Annotated in this window: 21 protein-coding genes; 8 read left to right on the top strand and 13 right to left on the bottom strand. The window is 72.7% G+C overall.

The window, feature by feature from the left end:
• The first annotated feature begins 22 nt into the window (after positions 1–22).
• The 4 genes from CGL27_RS12580 (at position 23) to ddaH (ending at position 3,061) form a co-directional block, all read left to right on the top strand.
• Positions 23–1,126, top strand: coding sequence for a methyltransferase domain-containing protein (locus tag CGL27_RS12580; protein ID WP_119986635.1), 1,104 nt, complete (start codon positions 23–25; stop codon positions 1,124–1,126).
• Between the two features lie 62 nt (positions 1,127–1,188).
• Complete coding sequence (locus tag CGL27_RS12575) at positions 1,189–1,779, top strand: TetR/AcrR family transcriptional regulator (protein ID WP_119986633.1); 591 nt, start codon at positions 1,189–1,191, stop codon at positions 1,777–1,779.
• Positions 1,780–1,855: 76 nt separating this feature from the next.
• Positions 1,856–2,236 (top strand): GntR family transcriptional regulator, encoded by a 381-nt coding sequence (locus CGL27_RS12570; RefSeq protein WP_078640617.1) that lies wholly within the window; start codon positions 1,856–1,858, stop codon positions 2,234–2,236.
• 48 nt (positions 2,237–2,284) lie between these two features.
• A complete protein-coding gene (gene ddaH, locus CGL27_RS12565) occupies positions 2,285–3,061 on the top strand; it encodes a dimethylargininase (RefSeq protein WP_119994365.1) in 777 nt (258 codons plus the stop codon).
• 134 nt (positions 3,062–3,195) lie between these two features.
• Here the strand turns inward: ddaH and CGL27_RS12560 are convergent, their stop codons facing one another.
• A complete protein-coding gene (locus tag CGL27_RS12560; RefSeq protein ID WP_014059621.1) occupies positions 3,196–4,308 on the bottom strand; it encodes a DUF5925 domain-containing protein in 1,113 nt (370 codons plus the stop codon).
• A gap of 247 nt (positions 4,309–4,555) precedes the next feature.
• Between CGL27_RS12560 and CGL27_RS12555 the strand changes: the two genes are divergently transcribed.
• A complete protein-coding gene (locus CGL27_RS12555) occupies positions 4,556–5,869 on the top strand; it encodes a xylan 1,4-beta-xylosidase (protein WP_162952968.1) in 1,314 nt (437 codons plus the stop codon).
• Positions 5,870–5,947: 78 nt separating this feature from the next.
• On the opposite strand, the gene CGL27_RS50950 is transcribed toward CGL27_RS12555, so the two are convergent.
• From CGL27_RS50950 to CGL27_RS12520, 6 genes are all read right to left on the bottom strand, one after another.
• Complete coding sequence (locus CGL27_RS50950; protein ID WP_240450974.1) at positions 5,948–10,138, bottom strand: polysaccharide biosynthesis C-terminal domain-containing protein; 4,191 nt, start codon at positions 10,136–10,138, stop codon at positions 5,948–5,950.
• Between the two features lie 113 nt (positions 10,139–10,251).
• Positions 10,252–11,025, bottom strand: coding sequence for a polysaccharide deacetylase family protein (locus tag CGL27_RS12540; RefSeq protein ID WP_240450973.1), 774 nt, complete (start codon positions 11,023–11,025; stop codon positions 10,252–10,254).
• Between the two features lie 128 nt (positions 11,026–11,153).
• Entirely contained in the window at positions 11,154–12,254 is a 1,101-nt protein-coding gene (locus tag CGL27_RS12535) for a glycosyltransferase family 2 protein (protein ID WP_240450481.1), read from the bottom strand.
• Positions 12,251–13,063, bottom strand: a complete 813-nt coding sequence (locus CGL27_RS12530) for a glycosyltransferase family 2 protein (protein ID WP_014059617.1) — start codon at positions 13,061–13,063, stop codon at positions 12,251–12,253. The genes CGL27_RS12535 and CGL27_RS12530 overlap by 4 nt, the downstream gene beginning before the upstream one ends.
• A gap of 368 nt (positions 13,064–13,431) precedes the next feature.
• Positions 13,432–14,535: a GNAT family N-acetyltransferase gene (locus tag CGL27_RS12525; protein ID WP_119986627.1), complete on the bottom strand. Its 1,104-nt coding sequence runs from the start codon at positions 14,533–14,535 to the stop codon at positions 13,432–13,434.
• Positions 14,536–14,539: 4 nt separating this feature from the next.
• Positions 14,540–14,935 carry a hypothetical protein gene (locus CGL27_RS12520; protein ID WP_119986625.1) on the bottom strand — a complete coding sequence of 132 codons (396 nt, stop codon included), beginning with the start codon at positions 14,933–14,935 and terminating at the stop codon, positions 14,540–14,542.
• A 404-nt stretch (positions 14,936–15,339) separates the two neighbouring features.
• On the opposite strand from CGL27_RS12520, the gene CGL27_RS12515 reads away from it, so the two are divergent.
• A complete protein-coding gene (locus CGL27_RS12515) occupies positions 15,340–16,146 on the top strand; it encodes an SGNH/GDSL hydrolase family protein (protein WP_078640610.1) in 807 nt (268 codons plus the stop codon).
• 93 nt (positions 16,147–16,239) lie between these two features.
• Here the strand turns inward: CGL27_RS12515 and CGL27_RS12510 are convergent, their stop codons facing one another.
• From CGL27_RS12510 to CGL27_RS12500, 3 genes are all read right to left on the bottom strand, one after another.
• Positions 16,240–17,895: a sulfite exporter TauE/SafE family protein gene (locus CGL27_RS12510; RefSeq protein WP_119986623.1), complete on the bottom strand. Its 1,656-nt coding sequence runs from the start codon at positions 17,893–17,895 to the stop codon at positions 16,240–16,242.
• Positions 17,892–19,253 (bottom strand): tetratricopeptide repeat protein, encoded by a 1,362-nt coding sequence (locus tag CGL27_RS12505; protein WP_240450480.1) that lies wholly within the window; start codon positions 19,251–19,253, stop codon positions 17,892–17,894. The genes CGL27_RS12510 and CGL27_RS12505 overlap by 4 nt, the downstream gene beginning before the upstream one ends.
• 188 nt (positions 19,254–19,441) lie before the next feature.
• Positions 19,442–20,956: a DUF4331 domain-containing protein gene (locus tag CGL27_RS12500; protein WP_119986619.1), complete on the bottom strand. Its 1,515-nt coding sequence runs from the start codon at positions 20,954–20,956 to the stop codon at positions 19,442–19,444.
• Positions 20,957–21,178: 222 nt separating this feature from the next.
• Here CGL27_RS12500 and CGL27_RS12495 point away from each other — a divergent pair, with 222 nt between their 5' ends.
• Positions 21,179–21,442, top strand: a complete 264-nt coding sequence (locus CGL27_RS12495; protein ID WP_078640606.1) for a hypothetical protein — start codon at positions 21,179–21,181, stop codon at positions 21,440–21,442.
• Positions 21,443–21,687: 245 nt separating this feature from the next.
• On the opposite strand, the gene CGL27_RS12490 is transcribed toward CGL27_RS12495, so the two are convergent.
• The 3 genes from CGL27_RS12490 to hmgA all read right to left on the bottom strand — a co-directional run bounded on the left by CGL27_RS12490 (position 21,688) and on the right by hmgA (position 25,201).
• Positions 21,688–22,896, bottom strand: a complete 1,209-nt coding sequence (locus CGL27_RS12490; RefSeq protein ID WP_119986617.1) for a type ISP restriction/modification enzyme — start codon at positions 22,894–22,896, stop codon at positions 21,688–21,690.
• Between the two features lie 95 nt (positions 22,897–22,991).
• Entirely contained in the window at positions 22,992–23,741 is a 750-nt protein-coding gene (locus CGL27_RS12485; RefSeq protein ID WP_014059608.1) for a GntR family transcriptional regulator, read from the bottom strand.
• A 110-nt stretch (positions 23,742–23,851) separates the two neighbouring features.
• A complete protein-coding gene (gene hmgA / locus CGL27_RS12480; protein ID WP_119986615.1) occupies positions 23,852–25,201 on the bottom strand; it encodes a homogentisate 1,2-dioxygenase in 1,350 nt (449 codons plus the stop codon).
• Between the two features lie 74 nt (positions 25,202–25,275).
• Here hmgA and CGL27_RS12475 point away from each other — a divergent pair, with 74 nt between their 5' ends.
• The gene (locus CGL27_RS12475) at positions 25,276–26,010 is read left to right on the top strand and encodes a TetR/AcrR family transcriptional regulator (RefSeq protein ID WP_119986613.1); all 735 of its coding nucleotides are present in this window, start codon (positions 25,276–25,278) and stop codon (positions 26,008–26,010) included.
• The last annotated feature ends 76 nt before the right edge of the window (positions 26,011–26,086 follow it).

The following is a 26,086-nucleotide window of genomic DNA, read 5'->3' as shown; positions in this document are numbered from 1 at the left end:
TGGTGGGTGCGACCATCTCGGCATGTGCGCCGATACCTCGACCACCGCCTACTGGGACGCCGCCGCCGCGGACTTCGACAACGAGCCGGATCATGGGCTGCGGGATCCGGCCGTGCGGGAGGCGTGGGCCGCGCGGCTGTGGGGGTGGCTGCCCGGGCGGGCCGGGGATGTGCTCGACCTCGGGTGTGGCACGGGGAGTCTCGCGCTGCTCGCGGCCGAGCGGGGGCATCGGGTGACGGGGGTCGATCGCTCGCCTCGGATGGTTGAGCTGGCGCGGGCGAAGCTGGCCGGGACGGGGGCCACCGTGCTGGTCGGGGACGCGGCGGAGCCGCCCGTGGGGGAGGGGAGTTTCGATGTCGTCCTGGTCCGGCATCTGCTGTGGATGCTGCCGGACCGGCAGGCGGTGCTGCGCCGTTGGGCCCGGCTGCTGCGGCCGGGCGGGCGGCTGGTGCTGATCGAGGGGCGGTGGGGCGAGTCCGACCCCGTCGGGCTGCCCGCCGCCGAGCTGTCCGCGCTGGTCGGGCCGCTGACGGAGCGGCTGTCGGTCGAGCAGCTCGGGCCGGACGCGGCGCTGTGGGGGCGGGCCGTGCGCGACGAGCGGTATGCCCTGGTGGCCGGCCTCGCACCGGCTCGGCGCCATGCCGAGATCGTGGACGTTCATTTGATCCTGCGCCGCGGGGATGAGGTGCTGCTCGCCCGCCGTGCCAACACGGGCTATGCGGATGGGCTGCTGCATGCCCCCTCCGGGCATGTCGAGGACGGCGAGGACGTCCGCACCGCGATGCTCCGCGAGACGGCCGAGGAGATCGGCCTCACCCTGGGCCCGGACGAGGTGCGGGCGGTCCTCGTGCTGCAGCACAAGGCGCCCACGGGGGCGGCCCGTACGGGGTGGTTCTTCGAGGCGGAGCTGAGGGAGGGCGGGCGGCAGCCCGTCAATCGGGAGCCGGAGAAGTGCTCCGAGCTCGGCTGGTTCCCGCTGGACGCGCTGCCGGACGACATGGTGGCGTACTGCCGCGCGGGCCTCGAGGCGTACCGCGCGGGCCACCGCTTCGCCCTCCACTGGCACGAGCCGGACGACCCGATCGCGTATGCCCCGGAGGGCCCCGGCCGTCTGACCCCGCTCTGACGATCAGAGGTTACGGGACGCTGTCCCGTTTAGTTAGACTCGGCGGCGAAGGGAAGGGTGCGGTGAACGACAACGATCGAGACGCGGGGCGCGCGGCCCGGCCCAAGCGGGCGGACGCGCGGCGCAACGAGAAGGCCCTGCTCGAAGCGGCCGCCGCGGTCTTCGTCACCTCGGGCGTCGAAGCGCCGATACGCGATATCGCGGCCAAGGCGGGCGTCGGCACGGCCACGATCTACCGCCACTTCCCGACGCGGGCGGATCTCATCGTCGCCGTCTACCGGCACCAGGTCGAGGCCCTCGCCGAGGCCGGTCCGGCCCTGCGGGAGACCAGCGAGACTCCGCACGCCGCCCTGGGGCGCTGGATCGATCTCTTTGTCGACTTCCTGGTCACCAAGCACGGGCTCGCGGCCGTGCTGCAGTCCGACGACCCCTGCTTCGACCCCCTGCACTCCTACTTCCTCGACCGGCTCCTGCCCGTATGCACCCAGCTCCTCGACGCCGCGGCCGACGCGGGCGAGATCCGCACCGGCCAGGACGCCTACGAGCTCATGCGCGGCGTCGGCAGCCTCTGCGCGGGCGCCGGCACCGACCCCCGCTACAACACACGTCACCTGGTCGAGCTGCTCATCGCGGGACTGCGCCGACCGCACTGACCATCGGCCGGGCAGCGCCCGACCTGGCACACAATGGGGGCCACAAACCACCCCACCCACGCCCCAGGAGCCCCACGTGGCCTTGCAGATCACCGTCGACCAGGACGCGGCGACCGCCCCCTTCGAGCAGATCCGCGCGCAGATCGCCGAGCTGGCCCGCTCCGGCGCGCTTCCCGTGGGCTACAAACTGCCCACCGTACGGGGCTTCGCCGAGGAGCTGGGGCTGGCGGCGAACACCGTCGCCAAGGCGTACCGGGCCCTGGAGGCGGACGGTGTGATCGAGACCCGTGGCCGCCACGGCACCTTCATCGCGGCGGCGGGTGACGCGGCACGGCGCCAGGCCGCCGAGGCCGCCCAGACCTATGTCCAGCGGGCGCGCCGCCTAGGTCTGGACCGCGCGGCAGCCCTCGCCGCCGTCGAGGACGCCCTGCGGGCCGCCTACGGAGACCCCGCCTGAACCTCCGCCGCTCCCTGCGCCGGTGCTCCGCCTGCCATGCTGTCCCCCATGACCAGCCGCAAAGCCCTCGTCCGACGCCCCAGCCCCCGCCTCGCCGACGGGCTCGTCACCCATATCGACCGCACCCCGGTCGACGCCGCGCTGGCGCTGCGGCAGTGGGAGGTCTATGTCGTGGCGCTGCGTGCGCACGGCTGGGAGACGGTGGAGCTGCCGCCGGTGGACGACTGCCCGGACGGGGTGTTCGTCGAGGACACCATGGTCGTCCACCGGAACGTCGCGGTGATCGCCCGCCCCGGAGCCGAGTCCCGCAGGCCCGAGACCGTGACGACGGAGGAGGCCGTGACCGGGCTCGGCTGCTCGCTGAACCGGATCCGCGAGCCGGGCACGCTGGAGGGCGGCGACGTCCTGAAGGTCGGCGACACCGTATACGTGGGACGCGGCGGACGCACCAACGGCGACGGCATCCGCCAGCTTCGCGCCGCGCTGGAGCCGCTGGGCGCACGGGTGGTGGCCGTACCGGTCAGCAAGGTGCTCCACCTCAAGTCGGCGGTCACCGCGCTGCCGGACGGCACCGTCATCGGCTATCCGCCGCTGGTCGACGACCCTGACGCCTTCGACCGCTTCCTCCCCGTTCCCGAGGAGTCCGGCGCCCATGTGGTGCTGCTCGGCGGCGGAAAGCTGCTGATGGCGGAGAGCGCGCCGCGCAGCGCCGAGCTGTTCGCCGATCTCGGCTATGAGCCGGTGCCGGTGGACATCAGCGAGTTCGAGAAGATGGAGGGCTGTGTGACCTGCCTGTCGGTCCGGCTGCGGGAGCTGTACGCCTGAGCCGGGCCCCACGGGAGCGGGCCCCACGGGGCCCGGGCCACGGGGCCCCGTGGGCATCTCACAAGCCCCCGGAGGCGGGCCGGCTCACCGGCCCCCGGTGGCCGTCCCGCGGGCGGCGGCCCCCGGGGGCGGGTTCACAGATACAGCCCCGCGTTCGCGTCCCCCGGCTGCGACGGCACGGCGGGCGGCCGGGTGCCGCGCCGCAGCGCGTACAGCTCCGCGAGCGTCGCCCCGTCCCGCCCGATCACACCTTCCCGGTCGTCGACCTCCCCGCCGAGCCAGCCGACCGCCTCCGTCCGCGTCAGCTTGCCGACCTCGATCCGGGCCAGGCACCGGCCGGGGCGGACCACCGCCGGATGCAGCCGTTCCAGATCCTCGTTGGTGGTCACCCCGACCAGCACATTGCGCCCCTGGCCGAGCAGACCGTCCGTCAGGTTCAACAGCCGGGACAGCGCCTGGCCCGCGGTGTGCTTGGCCTCGCCGCGGATCAGCTCGTCGCAGTCCTCCAGGAGCAGCAGCCGCCAGCGCCCCTTGGCCGTGCCGTCGTCCTCGCCGATGGCGATGTCCATCAGATAGCCGACGTCGGTGAAGAGCCGCTCCGGGTCCAGGACGCAGTCCACCTGGCACCACTCCCGCCAGGACCGGGCCAGGGTGCGCAGCGCCGAGGTCTTGCCGGTGCCGGGCGGGCCGTGCAGCAGCAGGAGGCGGCCGGCGATGTCGTCCGGGGTGACCTTCATCAGCCCGTCCATGGCCTCCGCGACCGGCGCCGTGTAGTTGCCGCGGATCTCCTCCCAGGTCCCGGCCGAGATCTGCCGCGAGGTGCGATGCGGTCCGCGGCGCGGCGAGACGTACCAGAAGCCCATCGACACGTTCTCCGGCTGGGGTTCCGGCTCGTCCTCCGCGCCGTCGACGGCCTGGTGGAGCACCTTCTCGGCCAGGGCGTCGTCGACGGCGGTCACGGTCACATCGGCCCCCCGGTTCCACCGGGAGATCAGCAGCGTCCAGCCGTCGCCCTCGGCGAGCGTCGCGCTGCGGTCGTCGTCGCAGGCCGCGCGCAGCACGGTGGCGGACGGCGGCAGCAGCGTCGCGCCCGACCGCACCCGGTCGACGGAGTGACTGCGGGCGTACGGCTGCTCGCCGGTCGCGAAGCGCCCCAGGAAGAGCGCGTCGACGACATCGGACGGCGAATCGCTGTCGTCGACGTTGAGCCGGATGGGAAGGGACTCTTCGGCGGGTGTCGTAGGCAGGGTCTGCCTCCTGAGAACGGGGGGCCGGTGCGTCGGTCAGCGCACCCGGCCCCATGATCCAGGACTGGGGGCGAGGGCGCACCAAGGTTTGTGGCCGTTTACCGAGCTGTTCCACGGAACCCCACTGGAATGGGGGCGTTCACGGATACTCTTACCCGTTGTGGGGCGTCAGGGAAGGGAACGGGGCGGGTTGGCCAGGTTATGGCAAAAGAGGCGCCGGCGGACCGGCGCGCTGCTCGGTGTCGGCATGGTCACGCTGGCACTGCTGGCGGCCACCTGCTCCGGCGGGCCCGGCGCGGGCGAGGGGCGGCAGGAATCGGAGTCGGAGCGCGGGAAGGCCGGCGCCGGGGGGCTGGGCTGGGGATTCACCCATACCCAGTACAGCGCCGACCAGGGCACGGAAAGCGGCCGTAAGGCCGCGAGCGCCCTGCTGTCCGGCCGGCCGATGCCGCAGAACCAGCACATCATGGGCTGGGGCGCGGGCAACCCCGAGCCGTCCCCGGGCCACTACGACTTCGCGGACCTCGACCGCCGCATCGCCCTGATGCGCAAGACCGGCACCGCGCCCGTGCTCACCCTGTGCTGTGCGCCCGACTGGATGAAGGGCGGCGAGCCGGGACGTACGGACTGGTCGCAGGAGGCCCTGGAGACCGCGCCCACCCCCGAGCACTACAAGGACTTCGCCGCGCTCGCGGGAAAGATCGCCCAGCGCTATCCGCAGGTGCGCCACTTCATCGTGTGGAACGAGTTCAAGGGCTTCTACGACGACGGCGAGAAGCGCTGGAACTACGAGGGCTACACCCGGCTCTACAACCTGGTCTACCGCGAGCTGAAGAAGCAGAACCCCGGCAACCAGGTCGGCGGCCCGTATGTGGTCGCCGACAGCGACGCCCCGGGCGAGGCCGACGGCTCCGCCGCGGTGAGCGGCCCCTGGGGCACCCTCGACCAGCGGTCCGCCGCCGCGATCACGTACTGGGACAAGCACAAGGCGGGCGCGGACTTCGTCGTCGTCGACGGCTCCAGCTACACCCGCGAGGGCGACCGGCTCATCCCGGACGCCTTCGCGGCCACGCGGAAGTTCCAGGACGTCACCCGCTGGCTGCGCCGGACCACCGGGCTGCCGGTGTGGTGGGCCGAGTGGTACGTCGAACCGGCCGACGGGCGCGACGACCGCGCGGGCTGGAGCGAGGGCCGCCGCACCGCCGTCCAGGCCACCGCGATGATCCGGCTGGCCGAGGGCGGCACCGCCACGGCCTTCTACTGGAACCCGGAGACCACGGGCAAGCGGTGCCCCGGCTGTCTGTGGCGCCCCACTGAGCTGGACGACGGCGGCCGTGCGCTGCCCATGATGAAGCTGCTCGGCCGGTTCGCCCGGGAGTTCCCGCCCGGCACGGCCTTCCGCTCCGTGGACATCGCCGCCGACGACCGGCCCAACGTCCAGGTGCTCGCCGACGATGACGCGGTGCTGGTCGTCAACACCCTCGACCGGCCGATCAAGGCGAAGGTCGACGGCCGGTCGTTCGGGATGGACGGATACGAGGTGCGCTGGCTCAAGCGGTGAAAGCGGTGACGGTGGCCACGCCATCGGCATCGCTACCGCCCTCGTCACCGCTTCGCGGTCGCTACGCCATCGCGGTCGCTACGCCATCGTCACAAAGCGCTGCACCAGCGCGGCCACCACCACGACCAGCAGCGGCAGCGCGAACCAGAACGAGCCCTGCAGCCAGTGCAGCCGCCGTACGCTCGGCCGCACCGCCACCCGTAGCACCTCGCGCGCCGCCAGCAGCAGCATCAGCGCCACCGCCGCCAGCGCCCCCACCACCGACCAGGGCGTCCAGGTGACCAGCGGACCGGACGGCCCCGGCGCGGGCTCCGCGACCGGCCCGCTCGGCTGCCGCTTCAGCTCGTACAGCGCCGCGTCGTCGTTGGCGAACACCCGGCGCAGCTCGGCGTGCTGGTCCAGCGAGCGCCGCAGCCGCTCCTGCCAGTGCTCGTCATAGCCGGAGTCGAGGGTGAGATACCCGGACTGGCCGCGGCCCACCATCAGATAGGAGTGCGGTCCGGCCTCGCGCAACCCCGTGACCAGGCTGTCGACCAGCACCGGATCGCGCGGGGCCAGGGTGGGCTCGTAGAGGACCCGTTCCATGTCGCGGGCGCCCCAGGGCATCGCGGGGGTGACGTTGTTGATGGGGTCGTTGCTCATCCACAGCACCCGTACGGTCGGCTTGTCATGGGCGTAGACGTACTCCATCGCCGCCACCTCGCCCGGCCGCACCCTCTCGAACGTCTCATTGCCCCAGCGCGCCACCAGGAACCCGGCCATCAGGGTCAGCCCGGCCAGCAGCGCGGCCACCGGACCCAGCCTCGCGCGGTCCGCGCCCACCCGGGGGAAGACCGCCAGCGCGCCGAGCACACAGGCGCCCGGCAGCGCGAACATGAAGACGCGCAGCGCCATCTCACCGCCGTAGCTCTGCATGCCGAAGCCCAGGAACGGCACGAAGGTCAGCACCAGCAGCGAACGCTCGGTGAACCCGGTGGCGCGCCGCCGCAGCACCCCCCAGCAGGCGAGCGCCAGCACCCCGCCCGCCAGCGCCACCCGGACGTAGAGCACCAGCCGGTGCACGCTGCTGCCGCCCTCGATCCGGCCCGAGACGGACGAGGACACATTGCCGCCCACCCCGCCCACCCCGCCGAACAGCTCGTCCCAGTGGCCCGACCAGTACGGCTCCGCCAGGAACCCCACCCATACGGCCACCATCACCCCGCACAGCAGCGGCAGCCCGTACAGATTCGACCGGCGCACCAGCACCAGCGCGCTCACCACGCCCAGCATCACGAACGGGGTGAGCTGATGGGCCGCCACGGACGCCGCGAAGAGCGTGATCAGGAGGCCCAGCAGCGCTGTGCGCTGGGCGGGCGTGGCCGCCGTCACCTCCGCCTCACCCGGCCGCCGCTTACCGGGCAGCACCCGGGGTTCGCGGAACCACACCAGAAGGACGGCGACGAAGACGAGGTAGAGGAGGTAGGTGAACCCCTGCGGCGAGAAGTAGTCCTGGCCCACCCAGCCGCAGAGCGCGAACAGCCACACCGCGGTCCACTTCGCCCGCCAGCTCGCCCGCAGGGCGCGCAACAGCACCATCAGCGGGGCGAGACAGAGCAACTGGAGGAGCGTGGGCCACCAGCGCAGCACCTCGGAGAGGTCGTGCACCCCGGCTGCCTGGGCCAGGAACGCCGCCCCCGCGAAGAAACCGGGCCAGCTCCAGCGCGCGTCGAGATCGGGCACGGCGTGACCGGTCCGGCCGATGTAGTCCAGGAACCCCAAGTGCTGCCACGCGGTCGGGAACCGCGGCTGCGCCTCCAGCACGGCGGGCACGGCGTGCAGCGAGACGACGGTCGCGAGGAGTACGACGGTCAGCAGGGCGCGCCGGGGTCGTGCGAGCCGGAGCGCACCGGCGAAGGCGGCGATGAGCAGCGCGGCACCGAGGAGAGTGGCCCGGGGGAGGACCGAGACGAGCCCGAGCCCGCCCATACGGTCGAGATCGGCGTCCCCCATGCGCAGCAGCGGCACCCAGTAGAGGGCAAGCCCGCCGGCCGCGACCCCCCACAGGGCGACCGCGCCCTTCCGGCCCGCCCGCCGCCCGCTGGGCCCTGCCGAGCCTGCCGTGTCCGCCCGGTCCGCCCGGTCCGTGGGCCCGGCGGCCCCCCAGCCGCCCTGCCGTTCTGCGGGACCGGCGGACGCCAGGCCCCGCCGGTCCCATCGCCGTGCCGAGTCGGCGGCGGCATCGGTGGCGTCGGAGGCGGGCGGTGCGGCCAGGTCCGTCCCCGGACCGGTCGCGGCCCGCTCCGAGGGCACGCCCCCCGAGTGCATCCCACCCGCCCCGCTCCGCGCCTGCGACGCGTTGGCGGCGGCGCCCCGATCGGGCAGCTCGCCGAGCGGCGAGGCGGCGACCGGCCACCACCGCGCGGCCTGGGACCTTACGGCCGGGTCGCGTTCCGCACCGGGTTGCCCGCGTTTCGGATCAACCGCCCCCAGGGGGCCGGGCTTCAGCACCGGCCACCGGTCCTTGGGAGCGGCCGTATCGGCGGCCGTATCGGCGGCCTGGATATGCGGCCCGCCGTCCGGGCCCCCATCCTGGCCGCCGTCCGGGCCCCTGCCCCGACCCCCCGGTCCCGCGCCCGGTCCCGCGCCGGAGGCGCCGTCAGCCGCACCCCGGAGCCCGGCGCTCAGTACCGGCCACCGGCCGTCCGCGGCCGAGTGGGCGTCACCCGGCGCCGGGCGGGCGGCGCCGGGTGCGGCCGTTTCGGTGGTCGTTTCGGTGGCCCCTGCCGGGGGTGACGTTTCCGGGGCCGATGTCCCGTAGCGCTTGTCCCAGCGGCGTTTCTGGGCGTCATCGTCTCGCGGCGGATCCGTGGCGGGGAAGTGCATGCGGACGCCGAGCGCCAGCGTGTCCGTGTCGAGGGCGGCGCGCAGCGCCCAGCGGGTGCCGTAGTGGCCCGCGTACTCGCGGCGGCGGTCGCCGTAGACCGCGAGGTCCGCGAGATCGCCGTCGGGCGCCGTGCGCTGCTCCGGCAGCGGCAGAGGCGGCTTGGGCGGGGAGGCGGACTCCGGCTCCGGGGCGGCGGCCCCACCGTGCCCCTTGAGCACCCGGCGCAGCCGCACCGCCGCGATCGACGCGATCACCGACAGGCTGGAGATCTCCGCGACCCCCGCCCCCGTCAGCCCCATCCGTGGCAGCAGCAGTAACGTCAGCCCCAGCACCAGCACACACAACAGTCCCTGCAACACCGCCAGCCCCGAGGTGCGGCTCTGTGCCCGCAGCACCGCGAAGTACACCTCGATGACCACTCGCAGCGCCGCGCCCACCGCGAACCAGCGCAGCAGCGGTGCGGCGGCCTCCGCGTAGCCGTCGCCGAAGACCCCGAGGATCTGGGGGGCGAAGACGAAGAGGAAGAGACAGACCGGGACCATGATGCGCGCCATCCGCCGCAGCGCCGCCCGGCAGTTCTCGGCGAGCCGGGCCGGATCGTGCGAGCCCTCGACGGTCAGCGAGGAACCCATGTTGATGGCCAGCAGATTCGTCGTGCCGCCGATGGTGGTCGTGATGTAGAAGTACGCGTTGTCGGCCGCGCTGACCTGCGAGGCGACGATCACCGGCACGGCGTAGACCACCACGAGCGAGAACAACGACCCGGTGTAGTCCCCGGCGAGGAAGCGGCCCATCTCCCGATAGCCCGCGGGCCGCGCCCTCCCCTCCGTCGCCGTGCTGTGCCGGGGCACGAGGCGGCGGAGCACCAGCCAGCCCAGCGGCAGTACGGACACCGCGATCGAGGCGACCCAGGACACGAACACCCCGGCGGTCGGGATCGCCGCGGCGAACGCGATGAGCAGCACCAGCTTGGCCGCCGAGAACACCGTATTGCCCACCGGCACCCAGAACGCGCTGCGCAGCCCGGTCAGCACCCCGTCCTGCAGGGTCAGCAGCGACCAGCCCACGACCGCGACGATGAAGCCGAGGCCGTGGAGGGGGCCGTGCAGAAAGCGGTACGACGGCCCCCAGGCGTTGAGCGTGAGCAGGAAGACCACCGCGGCCAGCGCCACGACCACCGAACTGGCCGCGTAGGTGCTGAACACCAGCCGGCCCGTGGTCCGCCCGGCGACCGGGATGAAACGGGCCAGCGCGCCCGTCAGGGTGACCGCGGTGAGCCCCGCGAGGAGCTTCATCGCGGCGATGGCCGCCGAGCCCTGGCCGACCGCGTCCTCCGCGTAGTAGCGGGCGGCGGCCAGCCAGAAGCCGAGGCCGAGGACCGCGGAGATGCCCGTGTTGAGCATCAGCGCGTAGGCGTTGCGGAACAGCATGCCGCGCTCGCCGCTCCGGCCGTCGGACGGCCGCTCGGTGGCGGCCGTCCGCTCCTCTGCCCGGGTGGTCGTGTCGGACAACGGGCTCACGTCACCTTCCGTAGTACCTGTCGTGAGAGCTGACGGGATCTGCGGACCATGGCGTATCCCTTGGTGAGGGCCCGGTCCCCGGCGAAGCCGCGGCCGATCGCCCGCCCGGACACCAGCCGCTCGAACTCCCCGATCCGGGTGGTGCGCCGCACCGTGACCCGGCGCAGTGCGTACGGGCCCTGGCCGCGCGCCGCCAGGGCGTTGCCCACCGCGAGGGACACCCCGAACCCGGCCGAGCGCACCACCCGGCGCACCCGGCGGCTGGAGTAGCCGTAGGGATAGGCGAACGACACGGGCGGACGGCCGAGTTCGGCCGTGAGCAGATCCCGGCAGTGGGCCACCTCGAACCACAGCCGGGTGTCGGAGAGCTGGTCCAACTGGGGGTGGGTGTGGCTGTGCGCGCCGATCTCCACCCCCGCGCCGGCCAGCTCACGTACCTGGCCCCAGTCGAGCATCAGGTCCAGGGCGCCTGCTGCCTGGTGCGGGCCGCGCAGCCAGCCCGTGGCCGCGAAGAGCGTGGCCTCGAAGCCGTGGTGGGCGAGGACGGGGAGGGCGTGGCGGTGCACGCCCTCGTAGCCGTCGTCGAAGGTGACCACCACGGGTCTGGGCGGCAGCGCGGGGCCGCCGCGCCAGGCGTCGGCCAGCCGTACGCAACTGACCGGGGTGAAGCCGCGTTCGCCGAGCAGAGCCATCTGCTCGGCGAACGCGCCCGGCGTGACGGACAGCCCACGGGTGGCCCGCGCGGGGGCGTTGGCCACGGCGTGATACATCAGGATCGGCACGGAGCCGCGGTTTGCCTTCGGCACCGGGCCGGGGCTCGCGTTCGGCGCCGGGCCGGGGTTGCCGATCGGCACCGGGCCGGGGCTCGTGTTCGGCGCCGGGCCTGGGTTCGCGCCGCTCATGCCGCCCCCTCCCGTCTCGCCTCGCGGCCCTCGTCCGGGTGTCCGCCCGGCGGGGGCGGCCGTTCGGGGAGGGTGGCGATGCTGAAGCGGGGGCCGCCGCGGCGGGCGCGGGCGGTGCCCACCGCATAGCCGCCCGCCGCCGCCGCGACCCCCGCCACGATCGCGCCCGCCCGCCCGGCGCCGCCCGCCCGGCCGAGCAGCGCGTCCCGCAGCCCGCGGGCGATGCCCGCGGGCAGCACCCGGGTGGTGTAGCGGCGCTCGGTCGAAAGGCCCGCCTGGGCGCCGACGCTGCGTGTCACCAGGGCCTTGGAGAGGCCCTCGGCGTACGCCCGCGACCGGAAGTAGGCGAAGCGCTCCCGGGTGGCGGGCACCTTGTGGTGGATCACCGCGCGGTCGTCGATCAGCAGCAGCGCGTCCGGCCGGGCGCGGGCCAGCCGGATGCACAGCTCGGTCTCCTCACAGCCCAGCGGCCGCTTGTCGCCGTCCCTGCCGATACCGCTCGCGAAGCCCCCGGCGGCGTCGAACGCCTCCCTGCGGAACGAGGCGTTCCCGCCCAGGACGTTGCGCACTCGCACCCGCCCCGGCGGCAGCCCCCGGTAGGTGCAGCCCACCACCCAGTCGAACTCCTCGGGGAACCAGACCGGACGGCGGCGCGACGCCCACACCGGGAGGGTGCGCCCGCCGACCGCCATGACCCGCGGATCGGCGTACGCGGCGGCGAAGTGGTGCAGCCAGTCCCGTTCGGCGACCGCGTCGTCGTCGAGGAAGGCGATCACCTCGCCGTGCGAGGCCGCGATCCCGGTGTTACGGCCGGAGGACAGGCCGCGGGGGCCCGCGTTGGCGAGCACCCGCACCCCCTGACCCGTATCCGCCGCCGTTTCGGGATCCGCGCCCGCCCCGCCGTCCCCGTAGTGGTCCGTCAGCCGCCGCAGCAGGGCGGCGTTGTGGTCCACCACCAGGAGCGTCTCGTGGGCGGGCAGCGACTGGGCCCGCACCGAGTCCACCGCGGCGAGGATGTCGCCCCAGCGGTCCTCGGTGTAGACGCAGATCACCACGGAGATCCGCACCAGCGGCCCCGGAGCCGGGCGAACCGTCAAGACGCCTCCCCCCGGACCGCCGCGGGCGCCACCGCGGGGCGGCGCGGGCGCCGGGCGCCGCGCTCGCGCAGGATCACCTTCAGCACCCGCAGCCCGTCGCGGACGGCCCGTAGATTGCTGGCGCCGTGGATGCGCTCGTACTCATGGCTGGGGATCTCCTGGACCCGCAGCCCGGCCTTGACCACCCGGATGTTCATCAGCGTCTCCACCTCGAACCCGGCGCAGTCCAGCGCGATCTCGTCGAGGCAGTGGCGCCAGAAGGCGTTGTAGCCGTAGCAGAGATCGGTGTAGCGGGCGCCGAACTTGCGGTTGACGATCGAGGTGAGCGCGCGATTGCCGAGCCTGCGGATCGTCGTCATGTCGTCCGTGCCGCCGCCGTTGGCGAAGCGCGAACCCTTGGCGAAGTCGGCGCCCGAGACCAGCGCCGACACATAGCTGACGATCTCCGATCCATCGGCGGATCCATCGGCGTCGATCATCACCACGATGTCGCCGGTGCAGGCGGCGAATCCGGCGCTGAGCGCGTCCCCCTTTCCCTTGCCGGATTGCGACACGACTTTCACCTCGGGCCACAGTTCCCGGGCCACGCGGACCGTGTCGTCGGTGGAATTGCCGTCGACCAGGACCACTTCATGGATCCAGTCGGGAAGGGTTTTGAAAACGTACGGAAGATTCTCGGCCTCGTTCATCGCCGGAATCACGACGCTCACCGGTGGCGCAATCGCGAGATGAGAGGACACCGGGCGGTACGGATGTGTACGGGCCGCCGGATCGATTTCCGGCGCGGCCGGGCGCACAAAGGAGCTCATGAGTCTGTTTTCCCTCTCGTCCGGTGGACCGTCCGCCCCCCGGACAGTCCTTTGGTGTATCCGGTTCGAAAGGGGGGTTCTCACCCGCGCATGACGGCATGGACTGCCGGCCAAGGCAAGGCAAGCTGGCTGGTGTTACTGGCCTCGCGGCCCGCGTGCACGGCGCATCCCAAAAGGATTCAGGACAGCCGGACGCGGCACCCCCCTACCGCGTTTCCCGCCCCGAGAGCCATCGCGACGCTATGAAGCCCCTCCCCTGGAGCCGCCTGAAATGATGGTCCCGACACGGGTGGAAGTGCGACGGTATTGACGTCGCAAACTGTATGGCAAGCCGGTTGCGGCTACACCCCCCTTGGTAATTTTGTTCGTCAGTCTTGTGGGTTCCTTTTCCGAAGGCTGCCCATGCTTTTGAGCACCCGGTCGGCCGGCCCGAAGAGCTCCGGCCGGGAAACCACGGTATTGCGCAGTGCGCGCACCGGGGCGCGCCGTGCCCGGTGACCGAGCGCCACCGGATGGTGGCGCGTCACCCACCCCTCCGACACGCTGAGATCGCGTGTTTTCAGGGAGTCCTTGTATTCCTTCTCACCGCGCCCGAGATCGAGATAGTCCACACCCTGCGCGGCGGCCCCTTCCGCCATGCGCAGATGCAGCACAAGTCCGGGCGAGTATTTGGCATATGCCGGGTCGTAGGCCGGAAACCAGCAGGCGAGCACCCGCTCCGAGCACAGCCCGAAGTGCGCGGCGACCGGCCGCTCGCCCGCGTACAGCACCGACAGCAGCCCCTGGCAGGAGGCGCCGCGGGTGTGGAAGAGCTGCTCCACCAGCCGGATGATCCACGGCCGGGCGAACCGGTCGCTGCGCCCGGTCCTGCGGTACTGCGCGGACTTCCAGCCGATCAGGGTGCGCAGTACGGCCGGATCGCGCTCGTCGTGCACATAGCGCACCTCGCCCACGTCCCGGCCCAGCTTGCGCTCCTTGGCCAGCGTGGTGCGGGTGAACCTCGGCGACCGGTCGCGCAGCCGGGCCAGATACGCCTCATAGCCCCGCTCCACATCGATCACGGGGGAGGGGAAGGAGCCACGGGCCCCCACCGCGAACGGCTTCTGCCCCTCCACCAGATGGTCGAACTCCCAGACGGCCAGGGAGCATGCGCGCAGCAGCTCCCGGGCGTCCCACTGGAACCCCGGCCGGTGCACCAGACCCTGGGCGTCCGAGAGGCCGAGACCGATCGCCCGCCCCACCCCGAGCCGGGTCCGCTGAAAAGGGAAGAAGGCCACCGGCTCCCCCTCCTCGCGGACCACCGCGATCCGCACCCCGCGTCTGCAGTGGCCGACGGCCAGCGTGAACTCCGGTGACAGAAAGGGGTTCGCCAGCTCCGGCGCGCCGAGCAGATGCGCCTGTGACTGCATGGCCGTCCACACCGCCCGGTCGGCCGCCGTCAGCTCCCCCGGGCGGTACACACCGATCTTCACGTATCTATTCCTGACTCTGGGTCATATGCCGTCGCCGGGTGAGGCGGGTGAGCAGCACCGGCACCAGGATCAGCAGGCTCACGACCCCGACCGCCGCCACCCCGCCGCGCGCCGACCACAGCCGCAGCGCGAGCATCGCCTGCGCCACCAGCAGATCCAGCGCGAGCGCGCCCGCCACCGCCAGCACCGGGCGGATCAGCGCGTCCAGCCCGCGCAGAGCGCTGCCGATGGCCAGCGCGGGCGCGGCGAGCAGGAAGAACAGCGTGAACGGGGCCCGCAGTGGCGAGTGGACGTCGGCCAGCGCGAGTGCCGCGCCGATGGCCGCGATGCCGACCGCGGCGCCCGCGATCACCGGCAGCGAATCCCCACCCGCCGGTCTCTTGTCAGTGATGGTATGCATTGGCGTCTTTGCCCCCCGAAGCGCCGGATGCCGGGCTTCAATGTCGCGCAGTCGACGGATGCCGTCAAGACGGAGAAAGTGTGCGAACGGTCCATGGCGGGCGCAGGGGTTGAGTGCCCATCAGGGCTGGTCGCGCCCTGTGCGCCGGTCGTGCGCCGGGTGAGTTCGGGCGGGGCGTGGTGACTCATCCGTATTCCGTCCGACCTATGGACGTATCGGCCATGGATCGAAAGATTTTTGCCAACTACCCGCATAGATCGGCCGTTTACGCGGGATGACATATCCATGTCACACCGCTGAAATCGATCCCTGGCGGCGTGGCTGACGGTTTCGAACGCGATTGCCTATTTTTCGCGCAATCGCGCCTCATATCGGCACAGCAGTGATCCTGCTAGGGAGATCGAATGAAACTGTCCAGACTCACGGCGACGATGGGTGCGTTCGTCGTCGGTGCCGTCCTCGCCCTCACCGGGGCCGGCGCAGCCCATGCCACCGAGAACAGCGCGGGCCCCGCCTATGTGGCGCTGGGCGACTCCTACTCATCCGGCCTCGGCTCGGGCAGCTACGACAGCTCCAGCGGTAGCTGTAAGCGCAGCAGCAAGGCGTACCCCGCGCTCTGGGCCGCCGCGCACGCCCCTTCGAGCTTCAACTTCACCGCCTGCTCCGGCGCCAAGACCGGTGATGTGCTGAACAACCAGCTCGGTCCGCTGGGCTCCGGCACCGGTCTCGTCTCCATCTCCATCGGCGGCAACGACGCCGGCTTCGCCGACATCATGATGACCTGCGTGCTGCAGTCCGAGTCCACCTGCATCAACGCGGTCAACAGCGCCAAGACGTTCGTCCAGAACACCCTGCCCGGCAAGCTGGACCAGGTCTACAACGCCATCAGCGCCAAGGCCCCCTCCGCGCATGTCGTCGTCCTCGGCTACCCGCGGTTCTACAAGCTCAGCGGCTCCTGCATCGTGGGCCTCAGCGAGGCCGAGCGCGCCGCGATCAACGGCGGCGCGGATCTGCTCAACTCCGTCACCGCCAAGCGCGCCGCCGACCACGGCTTCAGCTTCGGCGACGTCACCACGACCTTCACCGGACATGAGATCTGCTCCGGCGACGCCTGGCTGAACAGCGTCACCCTCCCCGTCGAGGAGTCCTACCACCCCACCCCCGCCGGCCAGTCCGGTGGCTACCTCCCGGTCTTCAGCTCGGCCGCCTGACCGTCACCCGCCACCACACACAGAAGAGGAGGCCCCGGCTGTCGGGGCCTCCTCGCCGGCCGTGGTCACCGGGCGACTCGGCCTGGGTCCACCTCATCCGAGCGTGGTCGCCGCCCCCCTCAGCACCAGTCCACACCCCAGCGCGAGCACCACGGCGGCGGTTCCGACGGGCGAGGCGCGGCGCACCGCCCCCAGCAGCCGGTCGATCCGGCCCCCCGACGCCTTACGGGCCGCCAGCCGCTCCGTGGCCCGCACGCCCAGGCGCACCGCGGCGAACCCGGCCAGCGTGAGCGTCAGCGCCAGCCCGAGCCCGTACGCCACCACCAGGACGAAGCCGAACCACGCCTGGCCCAGCGCGGCCGCGCCGACGAGCACGATGACGGCGGAGGGGCTGGGCACCATGCCCCCGGCGAAGCCGAGCAGCAGCGTGCCGCGCAGAGTGGGCCGCACCTCATGGGTGTGGGTGTGACCGTCGCCGTGGTCGTGCGTGTGCGTATGCGCGTGGCCGTGTGCGTGGTCATGCTCGTGGTCGTGTGCATGGCCGTGCGTGTGGTCATGACCGTGGTCGTGATCGTGGCCGTGGTGCTGGGCGCGCGCCTGCCTGTGGTGGCGCAGCGCCTTGCGGAGCAGCCCCGCCCCGGCCACCGCCACCAGCACGCCGCTCGCGATGCCCAGCCATGAGATCACCGACGGGGCCGCCGCCGAACCCGCCGTGACCAGCAGCCCCAGCGAGAACACCCCCAAGGTGTGCGTGACCGTCACCGACGCGCCCAGCGCCAGCACATCGCGCAGCGCGCTGCGCCCGCCCGCCGCGGCGGCCGCCGCCATCATCGTCTTGCCGTGGCCGGGGGCCAGGGCGTGCATCGCGCCCAGCAGTACGGCGGTGGCGAAGGCGGTAAGGGCGAAGCGGAGGGTGATGTCATGGCGCGCCACCATGGAGGTGAGCGCCTGTGTCCAGCGGTCCACACCGCGCGGCAGCACCGACGAGCCGATCGCGTCGTCCCGGCCGGACTGTGCCGTGGCGGCGAGCGCGGGGCCGCCCGCTGTGACGCTCAGCGCGGCCGACCGCTGATCGGGCGGCGAGGAGAGCTGCCCCGCCGGATAGCGGGTCAGCCGGTGGGAGGCCGAGGTCTTGGGGACGTCGGCGTCGGTGAGCGTCATACGGTCGCCCTGCGCGGTCACCTCCCGCCAGCCGGGGCCGGTACCGATGTCCTGTGGGCGATACGCGACCGTCGCCCGTTCGCCGTGCCCCAGTGCGGCCGTCAGCCCGCACTCCACCCGCAGCGTCGGCAGCCCGGCCTGGCCGGGGCGCTGGCGCGCCCGGGCGCGCCCGTCGCGTACGGGCACCTGGCGCCCGTCGACGGTCAGCCGCGCCCCCTTCGCCGCGCTCGCGCACCGCCGCGCCGCCCACGCGCCCAACTCCCGCCCGGACAGCGTGTCGTCGCCGTCGCGGTCGATCTCCGGCTTCGCCTGGGCGGACGGGATTTCGGCGAGGTCCTCGACATGGTCGACCCGCAGCGTCCCGGGGGTGACCACCAGCCCGTCGTAACGGTTGACGGTGAAGTTGCCGAGCGGGTGCGCCTCGGCGCTCCCGGTGGGGAGCACCACCAGCGCGACGGCCGCCATCAGCACACCGGCGGCCGTCAGCCGCCAACGGGTGCGCCGCTTCGGGGGCGTGCCCCGGGTTTCGCCGGTGGGGGTTCGGGGGCGGGAGGCCGCTCGGGACGGGGCGGGGTGCGGAAAGGTCATCGGGCACCCCCCAGCGCCTTCAGCGCCGCCTTCGCCGCCCGCGCGCCGGTCGGGGAGAAGCCCGGGTTGAGGTCGAGCGCGGCCTTCAGATGGCGGCGGGCCGACTTGTCGTCGCCGAGGGACTTCTCGATGACGCCCCGGTGGTAGAGGAACGCCGCGTTGCGGTAGCCGGGCCCGGCGGCGCGCTCGGCGTACTCCAGGGCCTTCTCGTCCTCGCCGTTGCGGTGCAGTGCCCACGCCAGCGCGTCGGCCGTGTGCACCGTCCGCCGCCGGTCCCACTCGGCTCGGGCCGCCTTCAGCGCCTCCTTCACCTCGCCGTGGTCGGCCGCCACCAGCGCGCTGTCCAGGTCGGTCGCCACACCGTTGGCCCGCGCGAGCGTGATCCAGGTGCCGACCACCGAGTACTGCCGGCGCGCCAGGGAGCGGTCGCCCCGCGCCTCGTACGCCTCGCCCAGCGCCGCGAGCTCCGCGGGCAGCGGATAGCGCCGTACGACCGCCTCCAGATCGCGGATCCCCGCCTTCTGACGGCCGTCCGCGACCGAGGTGCGGCCGCGCCCCTCCAGCGCCGGGAGATAGCCGGGAACGGCGCGCAGCGCGGTGGAGTAGGCGCGCCGCGCGGTGTCGTACTCGCCCTGGTTCCAGGCGAGTTGGCCGAGCGCCGTCGAGACGTAGGCGATATCGCTTGGCGAGGTAGCGGAGTCCTGTGCGCGCAGCAGCACGCGGCGCGCCCCGGCCGGGTCGCCGCGCAGTTCGAGGACGTAGCCGAGGCGGGTGAAGACGGGGATGCCGGGGCGCAGGGAGTCGGCCTTCTCGGCGGCCTTGTACGCGTCCTGGTAGCGGCCCAGCTCGACGAGGGCGTCCACCCGGACGGCCAGTGCCCCCTGGCTGTAGGAGTTCACCTTCAGGGCCTGGTCAACGTCGCGCAGCGCGCCCCGGAAGTCATGGCGGGCGGCGGCGAGCGAGGCGCGCCCGGCGAGCGCCACGTCGTTGTCGCGCGGCTGGAGGGCCAGGGACCGGGCGAACGCCTTCTCCGCCTGCGGATAGCGGGTGGGGTCGCCGCTGGTCCTGGCCTGCTCGACATAGGCCGAGCCGAGACCGGCCCAGCTCTCCGCGTCCTTCGGCTCGCCGCGCAGATGGGTCTGCATGGCGCCGATCTGCCGGGCCAGGCCGTCGCCGCTGAGCTGCTCGTAGCGCGCGGCGGCCGGGCGCACCCCGCGGGCGGCGTCCTGGCCGCCGCCGGACCCGCCCGGCCCGTCCGAGGCGCCGATCACGACCGAGGTGGCGGTCAGCCCGGCGGCGAGCGCGAACACCACGGCCGCGGTCCGGGCCGTATGGGGGAGGAATGGCCGAAGAGCCATGGTGACAGCTGCCTTTCGCATGAGCACGAACGCGCGGTGGGACGGGCGGATGGAAGCGGCGGGCGAACGGAAGGTGAGGGGCGAGCGGAGGGGGAAGGGCGAACGGAAGGGGCGGAGTGTGGGCGCGGCCGCCGCGCGGGTGTCGGCGGGGCCGCGCCCGGTGATACGGGCCCGAGGGCGCCCGTGGTTCAGTGCCGGCGCATGCGGGGAGCCCGCCGGCGCGACCGCATCCAGAGGAATCCGAGGCCCAGCAGCAGCACGGCCCCGCCACCGGCCGCCGCGGACCCGGCCAGCACCATGTTGTCGTCGGAGGAGGAGCCGATGCCCGAACCGCCGTTCAGCAGCGACTGCCCGGCGCTCTTCGAGACGGCCTTGGCGTCCGAACCGGAGCTGGGCAGCGCCAGATACGGGAAGGAGCCGCCGAACTTCTGGTCGTTCTCGTCCACCGCGTCGCCCAGGTCGTTCTTCTTGCCGAGCAGCTCGCCCTCCATGGCCTGCAGCGCGATGTCCAGGACGTCGTCGGAGAGCCTGCGGCCGTTGGGGAAGCCCGCGTTGTCACCGTCCAGGACGCCCAGCCGCTTGGGGCTGCCCGTGGGCGGGATGGAGGTGTTGAGCCGGAGCTCCTCGGCGGGGCGGACGTTCGGCGGCTGGTTGAGCTTGGGCACACCGGTGAGGAACGCCTGCACCAGGTCGTCGCGCGGGGTGTCCGGCGCCTTGATCTTGTAGATCTGCTCGACCAGCTTGGGGAGTTCGGGCTCCTGGACGAACTTCAGGAACTGCCCGTCGTCCCACGGCGCGGAGGCGTTGAACTTGTCCTTGTCCTTGCGCGGGATGACCACCTCGTTGACCAGCGGGCTGCCGAGCCGGGAGACCTGCGTCCAGTCGCCGTCGGCGGTCTGGCGGTGGGTGGTGGCCCATACGCCGATCACCGGCTGGTCCTTGGACTCGGTCAGCGCCGACGTCGGCACCTGGAGGGACATCGACTGGACGTTGTAGCCCTTGAGGGTGTCATTGCCGACCTCGGACATGTCGCCGCCGTACAGCAGGTCGAAGACGCGCAGATCGAGGAAGAACGGGTCGTCGGACTGGCCGGCGAAGGCCGTCGAGCCCCCGCTGTAACCGATCTTCTGCACCGCCTGGTCGCGGAGCTTCTGGTAGTCGGGCATGGACGCCTTGCCGACGTTCGACGGGGCGACCGGCAGATCGCTGCCGAGCTTGGCGCGGGCGACGGCCTTCTGATGCTTCAGCTTGATGACTTCGAGGTCGTATGTCTGGGTGAAGTTGAGGGTCGCGTCCTCGAGCGAGTTGACCGGGCCGGTGTTGTAGAGGAACGTGTCGCCGTTCTTGAGGTGGTCCTTGAAGGTCCACCGGAACAGCAGATCGCCCTGGCCGTCGCCGTTGTTGTCGACGTGCAGGTCGTAGCGGGCGTCATGGGCGAACTTGTAGAAGTTGGGGCCGCCCGCCGGGTCCTGGAACGGGAGCACGTTGACGACCATGGTGGTCGTGTCCGGCTTGTCGGGGCTGACGAACGCGTAGACGTCCGTGGCGTCGTACTGCGGCTGACCGGAGATCAGCGGCGCCTCGCGGTGGCTCGAAGCCTGCGCCGTCCCGGGCTGCAGTACGGCCACACCGGCGGCAGTGAGCCCGCCGGCGGCCAGTGCGCAGCTGACCAGCGCGGCCAAGCTCTTGGTGATTGCGGTCATCCTGTAGGTCCTTCGCACGCTTGTCGGAGCAGTCCTTCAAGCGGCTATTCGGGCCTGGCGAACGGATGGATTGGTCGGCTCGGGAATTTGTTTGCGAGTGATAGGTATCGTCAACACCCTTGACGCGGTGGTGAATCCGGAACCTGGGATGCGTGGGTGACGGCTCGGGGAGGTAGGGTTACTCTGCCCGGGGCGGGTGCCCTCGTACGGGTGGGGAGTGTCATGGAGCAGATAACGGTACGGAGCAGGCCACGAGTGCCTGCGATCAATTGCGGAAGCGGTGCGTCCAGCGCGCGGCTCGAGCGCCATCTCGCGGTGATGGGCGGCCCTGCCGTCCCCCAGCGGGAGGCGGAGGGCGCGACGGTGCTGATGCAGGAGCTGATCGCACGCGATCACACGCGCGCGAAGAACAGCCGGAGTGCGCGGGTGTCGCTGTTCGCGCCGCTGCGCCGGTTGCGCCGCACGTTGTTCGGCAACCACGGCTGACCCGGCCGGCCCGTAGGCGTCTTCGTTCGTCATCCCGGGCAGGCACGGGGTCAACCGGTTCGCTCCAGCCGGTGAGTCCGTGCTGTGGTCCACCCCACGCCGCTGCCGATGTGGGATGCCGACGAGAGGCCAGGCCGGCCGCACGGCCGTTGTCAGTGGGAGGCGCGCCCGGAGACGGGCGCGCCTCCCGTATGTAGCGGGAGAGGCGGCCCGAGAGCAGTCGGACCCAGGTCGGGCAGGCGGGCTCAGAGGAGGGCGAACTGCCCCTCCGGGCCCTCCTCATGGTGGTCCAGTACGGACGCCGGGCGCCGGGCCGCTCCGGACACCGGCAGTACCCCCGCATCCCGCAGCTCCGCCGCGTCGATGAGCGTGCCGTCCGCCAGCCGGTCGGCGAGCGCCCGCAGCTCCGGGCGCAGCGCGGCGAGCAGCGCCAGCACGGTGATCAGCTCCAGCAGCTCCGAGGTCCACGCGGGCGGCCAGCCCGCCGGGCCGATCGCCTCCAGCGTGCCCGGCTCCCGTGGGGCGGTGCGCTGCTCGAACCATGTCTCCAGCACCCGCACCCCGCCCGCCTGGAACTCCCATGCCGCCCGTGGCACCGGCGAGATACGGCCCTCGCCCAGCAGCAGGGCCTCCTCGCCCGGGTCGTAGCCCAGGGAGTCCGGCAGCCCGCTCGACGCAAGCGCGGCACGAACGTAGGGGCGCTGGCCACCCGGCATGCGCGGGCGTTCACCACTGGGCGCCCCGCGCGTATGGAGCCACAGCGCACGGCGGCCCAGCTCCACGCCCGACTCCCACATCTCGGGGTCGGCGGTCAGGGGTACGGAGCACGGGGCGCCGCGCGCCGTGGCGGCGGTCCATGCCACGAAGTCCTCGGCGGCCACCGGGCGGCCGAGCCGCGTGGCGAGGTGGTCCAGCAGCCCCGGAGCGAGATTGGGCTCCTGCCCGCCGGGGCGGCGGTACAGCGGACGGATACGGCCGGGGCGGCCCGCGGGGGAGTGGCCGTCCGGCAGCAGCGCGGAGAAGGTGAGCACCGGGTCCGGGTCCGGTCCGGCGGCCTCGATCACATGGATCTGCCGGTCGTCCGCCACCCGCCACAGCTCGGGGCGGGCGGCGTCGATCAGCCGGTGATCCGGTATCAGCCAGAGCTGGTCGAAGGGCCCGTGCGCGATCCGCAGCGGCTCGGGACACGGCCCGTCCTCGCGCGCCAGCCGGGCGGTGGAGGTGGCCTGGCCGGGCAGTTGCGGTACGGAGCTGTGCAGCGTACGGGCGCGGGTCGGCCGGAACAGCGCGGCCCGCGCCGCCTCGTCCTCGGCCCGGGTCAGCCGCTCCCAGCGCGCCTGGAGCGAGGCCGCGTCCGGTGCCGTGACCCACGCCCGCCCGAGCCGCAGCGGCCCCACGGCCCACGGCATCAGGTCCCCCAGCGGCGTCGCCTCACGTTCTCCCACGCCCGGCATGGTATCGATGCCGCCCAGGCCCCCGCCGGGGCTCCGCCCCCGGACCCCGCTCCTCAAGCGCCGGAGGGGCTGGAGTCGGAGCCGTATACCGATACCTAGTCGGCCTCGACCGTGACCGAGAAGGAGAAGCGGTCGCCCCGGTAGTGGATGCGGGCCACGTCCACCACGCGGCCGCTCTCGTCGTAGGTCACCCCCGTGTAGTGCAGGATCGGGCTGAGCAGCGGGACCTGCAGCAGGCGGGAGGTCTCGGGGTCGGCGAGGCGGGCCTCCACCGTGTCCGTGATCCGGCTGATCCGCACCCCCACCGCGTCCCGCAGCACCTTCGTCATCGGCCACCGGGCGAGGTCCGCGAGGTCGATGCGGTCGGCCAGCTCGGGGTGGACCAGGTTCTCCGCCCAGTTGGTGGGTTCACCGCTGTGGCCGTCGCGGCGCAGCCGGCGGTAGGCGGTCGTCTCGTCCAGGCCGGGGAAGTACTCGGCGAGTTCCGCCGGCACCGGCGCCGGGCCGTGCTCCAGCACCGTCGTCCGCTCACCCGACTGCTGGGCCACGATCGCGTCCACCGACCCCAGCAGCCGCACCGGCGCGGCGCGCCGCGCGCTCGGCTCGATGAAGGTGCCGCGGCGGCGGTGGCGGCTGATGAGCCCCTCCGTCTCCAGCTCCTTGAGCGCCTGCCGCATGGTGAGCACGCTGACCCCGTAGTGCTCGGCGAGCCGGTCCTCGGTCGGCAGCCGGAGCGGATCGTGCGGGGCCCGCCCGAGTATCGAGGCCCGCAGCGACTGCGAGACCTGGTACCACAGCGGCAACTTGCGGTTGAGGGCGAGGGAGTCGGGGGCGAAGGTGGTCACGCGGTCTCCGGTCACGAGTCACGGCAGCGGCCGCACGGTGGCGGTCAACCGCGTCAGCGGCACCGTCCAACCGCGTCAGCGGCACCGTCCAACGGCGTCAACGGCGGCGGTCAGGGGCGGAAATGGCGTTCCAGACCCTGCCATACGTCGTCATAGTGCCCCTGGAGATGGTCCGCCTCCAGCGCCTGCCGGGTGGGCGTGACCGGCCAGCGGGTCTCGAACATGAAGGCCAGCCCGTCGTCCAGCCGGTGCGGCGCCAGCTCGGCCGCGCTCGCCCGTTCGAAGGTCTCATGGTCCGGGCCGTGTGCGGACATCATGTTGTGCAGCGAGCCACCGCCCGGTACGAAGCCCCCCGCGCCGCCGGTCTTCGCGTCGTACGCGCCCTCGATCAGCCCCATGTACTCGCTCATCACATTGCGGTGGAAGTAAGGCGGCCGGAAGGTGTCCTCGCCGACCAGCCAGCGCGGGGCGAAGACCACGAAGTCCACGCCCGCGAGCCCGGGGGTGTCGGAGGGCGAGGTGAGCACCGTGAAGATGGACGGGTCCGGGTGGTCGTAGCTGATGGTGCCGAGCACATTGAACCGGCGCAGGTCGTACACGTACGGCACATGGTTGCCGTGCCAGGCGACCACGTCCAGCGGCGAGTGGTCGTATGTGGCGGCCCACAGGTTGCCGCAGAACTTGCTGACCACCTCCACCGGGCGCTCCACGTCCTCGTACGCGGCGACCGGGGTGAGGAAGTCGCGGGGGTTCGCCAGCCCGTTGGCGCCGATCGGGCCGAGGTCGGGCAGGGTGAAGGGGCGGCCGTAGTTCTCGCACACATAGCCGCGCACGGACGGCTCCAGCGGCTCCACCCGGAACCGCACCCCGCGCGGGATCAGCGCGACATGCCCCGGCTCGGCGCGCAGCAGGCCGAACTCGGTGCGCAGCAGCAGCCCGCCCCGCTCGGGGACGATCAGCAGCTCGCCGTCCGCGTCGCTGAACACCCGGTCGTTCATGGGCGCGTTGGCGGCGTAGAGGTGGATGGCCATTCCCGCGCGCTGGGTGGCGTCGCCGTTGCCGCCCAGCGTCCACAGCCCGCTGAGGAAGTCGGTGCCCTCCGGCGGCTCCGGCAGCGGATCCCAGCGCAGCCGGTTCGGGTCGGGCACGGCCTCGGTGAAGGGCGCGCCGCGCAGCGCGCCGCCCGCGATCCGGGTGAACGGCGGATGCGCGGCGGACGGCCGGATGCGGTACAGCCAGGAGCGCCGGTTGGTGGCGCGCGGCTCGGTGAAGGCGGTGCCGCTGAGCTGCTCCGCGTAGAGCCCGAGTGGTGCGCGCTGGGGGGAGTTGCGGCCGATGGGCAGTGCGCCGGGCACGGCCTCGCCGCTGTGCTCATTGCCGAAGCCGGAGGCGTACGCCAGCCCTTCGGCCGTCTTCCGCGCCTGCTCGATCCCTTGCTCGATGCCCGTGCCATCGCCCATCGCGCGCTCCCGCCGCTCCGCCGCACCGCTTGATTCCTATGTCAGACGATAGGAATCGAAGCCCGGGTGCGTCAATGATCGGGCAGGATGGGGGCGTGCCCATACCGCCCCTCCGCCGCCAGCCGGTCCAGCGCCGCAGCGCCGAGCGCCTCGGCCGGATCCTCGACGCCTGTGCCGAGCTGCTCGACGAGATCAGCTACGAAGAGCTGAGCACCCGGGCCGTCGCCGAGCGCGCCAATGTCCCCATCGGCTCGGTCTACCGCTTCTTCTCCAACAAGCGGGCGATGGCCGAGGCGCTGGCCCATCGCAATCTGGACGAGTACGCGGCGCGGATCACCCGGCGGCTGGCCGCGTCAGAGCCCGGGTCGGACTCCGGGCCGGACTTTGGGCCGGACTTTGGGCCGGACGGGGGCGGCGGCTGGCGGGAGGCGATGGACGTCGTCGTCGACGAGTATCTGGCGATGAAGCGCGGGGCGCCCGGGTTCGCGCTCATCGAGTTCGGGAATCCGGTCCCGGCCACCGCACAGCCGCAGCAGCCCAACCATCTGGTCGCCGACCGGCTGCGGATGCTGCTCGCCGACCGGCTCGCGAGCGGCGGTCCCGGCGGGGCCGGTGACAGTGGCGGGACCGGTGACACCGCCGGGGACGAGGCGGCCGAGGAGCGGCTGCGGGTGGCCTTCCTACTCGCGGTCGAGACGGCGGACGCGCTGCTGCGGCTGGCGTTCCGGGTGGATCCGGAGGGCGATCCGGCGATCGTGGCGGAGACGAAGGAGCTGCTGCGCGCCTATCTGGCCCGGGTCCTGGACTGATCCGGTACGTGGCCCGGGTCCTGGACTGATCCGGGACTCAAAGGGACTTCCCGTACACCTCCCCGACATGCCTACC

The organism is Streptomyces sp. 11-1-2 (assembly GCF_003595545.1).
GTDB lineage: Bacteria > Actinomycetota > Actinomycetes > Streptomycetales > Streptomycetaceae > Streptomyces > Streptomyces hygroscopicus_B.
Note: the sequence above shows the minus strand (reverse complement) of the source record. Positions and strands in the feature narration are given on the sequence as shown.

Coding starts and splice junctions, on each gene's coding strand:
- CGL27_RS12500 (WP_119986619.1), bottom strand. CDS start 20,956: ATGACCGCAATCACCAAGAGCTTGGCCGCGCTGGTCAGCTGCGCACTG.
- ddaH (WP_119994365.1), top strand. CDS start 2,285: ATGACCAGCCGCAAAGCCCTCGTCCGACGCCCCAGCCCCCGCCTCGCC.
- CGL27_RS12490 (WP_119986617.1), bottom strand. CDS start 22,896: ATGCCGGGCGTGGGAGAACGTGAGGCGACGCCGCTGGGGGACCTGATG.
- CGL27_RS12555 (WP_162952968.1), top strand. CDS start 4,556: ATGGTCACGCTGGCACTGCTGGCGGCCACCTGCTCCGGCGGGCCCGGC.
- hmgA (WP_119986615.1), bottom strand. CDS start 25,201: ATGGGCGATGGCACGGGCATCGAGCAAGGGATCGAGCAGGCGCGGAAG.
- CGL27_RS12580 (WP_119986635.1), top strand. CDS start 23: ATGTGCGCCGATACCTCGACCACCGCCTACTGGGACGCCGCCGCCGCG.
- CGL27_RS12515 (WP_078640610.1), top strand. CDS start 15,340: ATGAAACTGTCCAGACTCACGGCGACGATGGGTGCGTTCGTCGTCGGT.
- CGL27_RS12495 (WP_078640606.1), top strand. CDS start 21,179: ATGGAGCAGATAACGGTACGGAGCAGGCCACGAGTGCCTGCGATCAAT.
- CGL27_RS50950 (WP_240450974.1), bottom strand. CDS start 10,138: ATGCTCAACACGGGCATCTCCGCGGTCCTCGGCCTCGGCTTCTGGCTG.
- CGL27_RS12510 (WP_119986623.1), bottom strand. CDS start 17,895: ATGACCTTTCCGCACCCCGCCCCGTCCCGAGCGGCCTCCCGCCCCCGA.
- CGL27_RS12475 (WP_119986613.1), top strand. CDS start 25,276: ATGATCGGGCAGGATGGGGGCGTGCCCATACCGCCCCTCCGCCGCCAG.
- CGL27_RS12520 (WP_119986625.1), bottom strand. CDS start 14,935: ATGCATACCATCACTGACAAGAGACCGGCGGGTGGGGATTCGCTGCCG.
- CGL27_RS12530 (WP_014059617.1), bottom strand. CDS start 13,063: ATGAGCTCCTTTGTGCGCCCGGCCGCGCCGGAAATCGATCCGGCGGCC.
- CGL27_RS12540 (WP_240450973.1), bottom strand. CDS start 11,025: ATGTATCACGCCGTGGCCAACGCCCCCGCGCGGGCCACCCGTGGGCTG.
- CGL27_RS12505 (WP_240450480.1), bottom strand. CDS start 19,253: ATGGCTCTTCGGCCATTCCTCCCCCATACGGCCCGGACCGCGGCCGTG.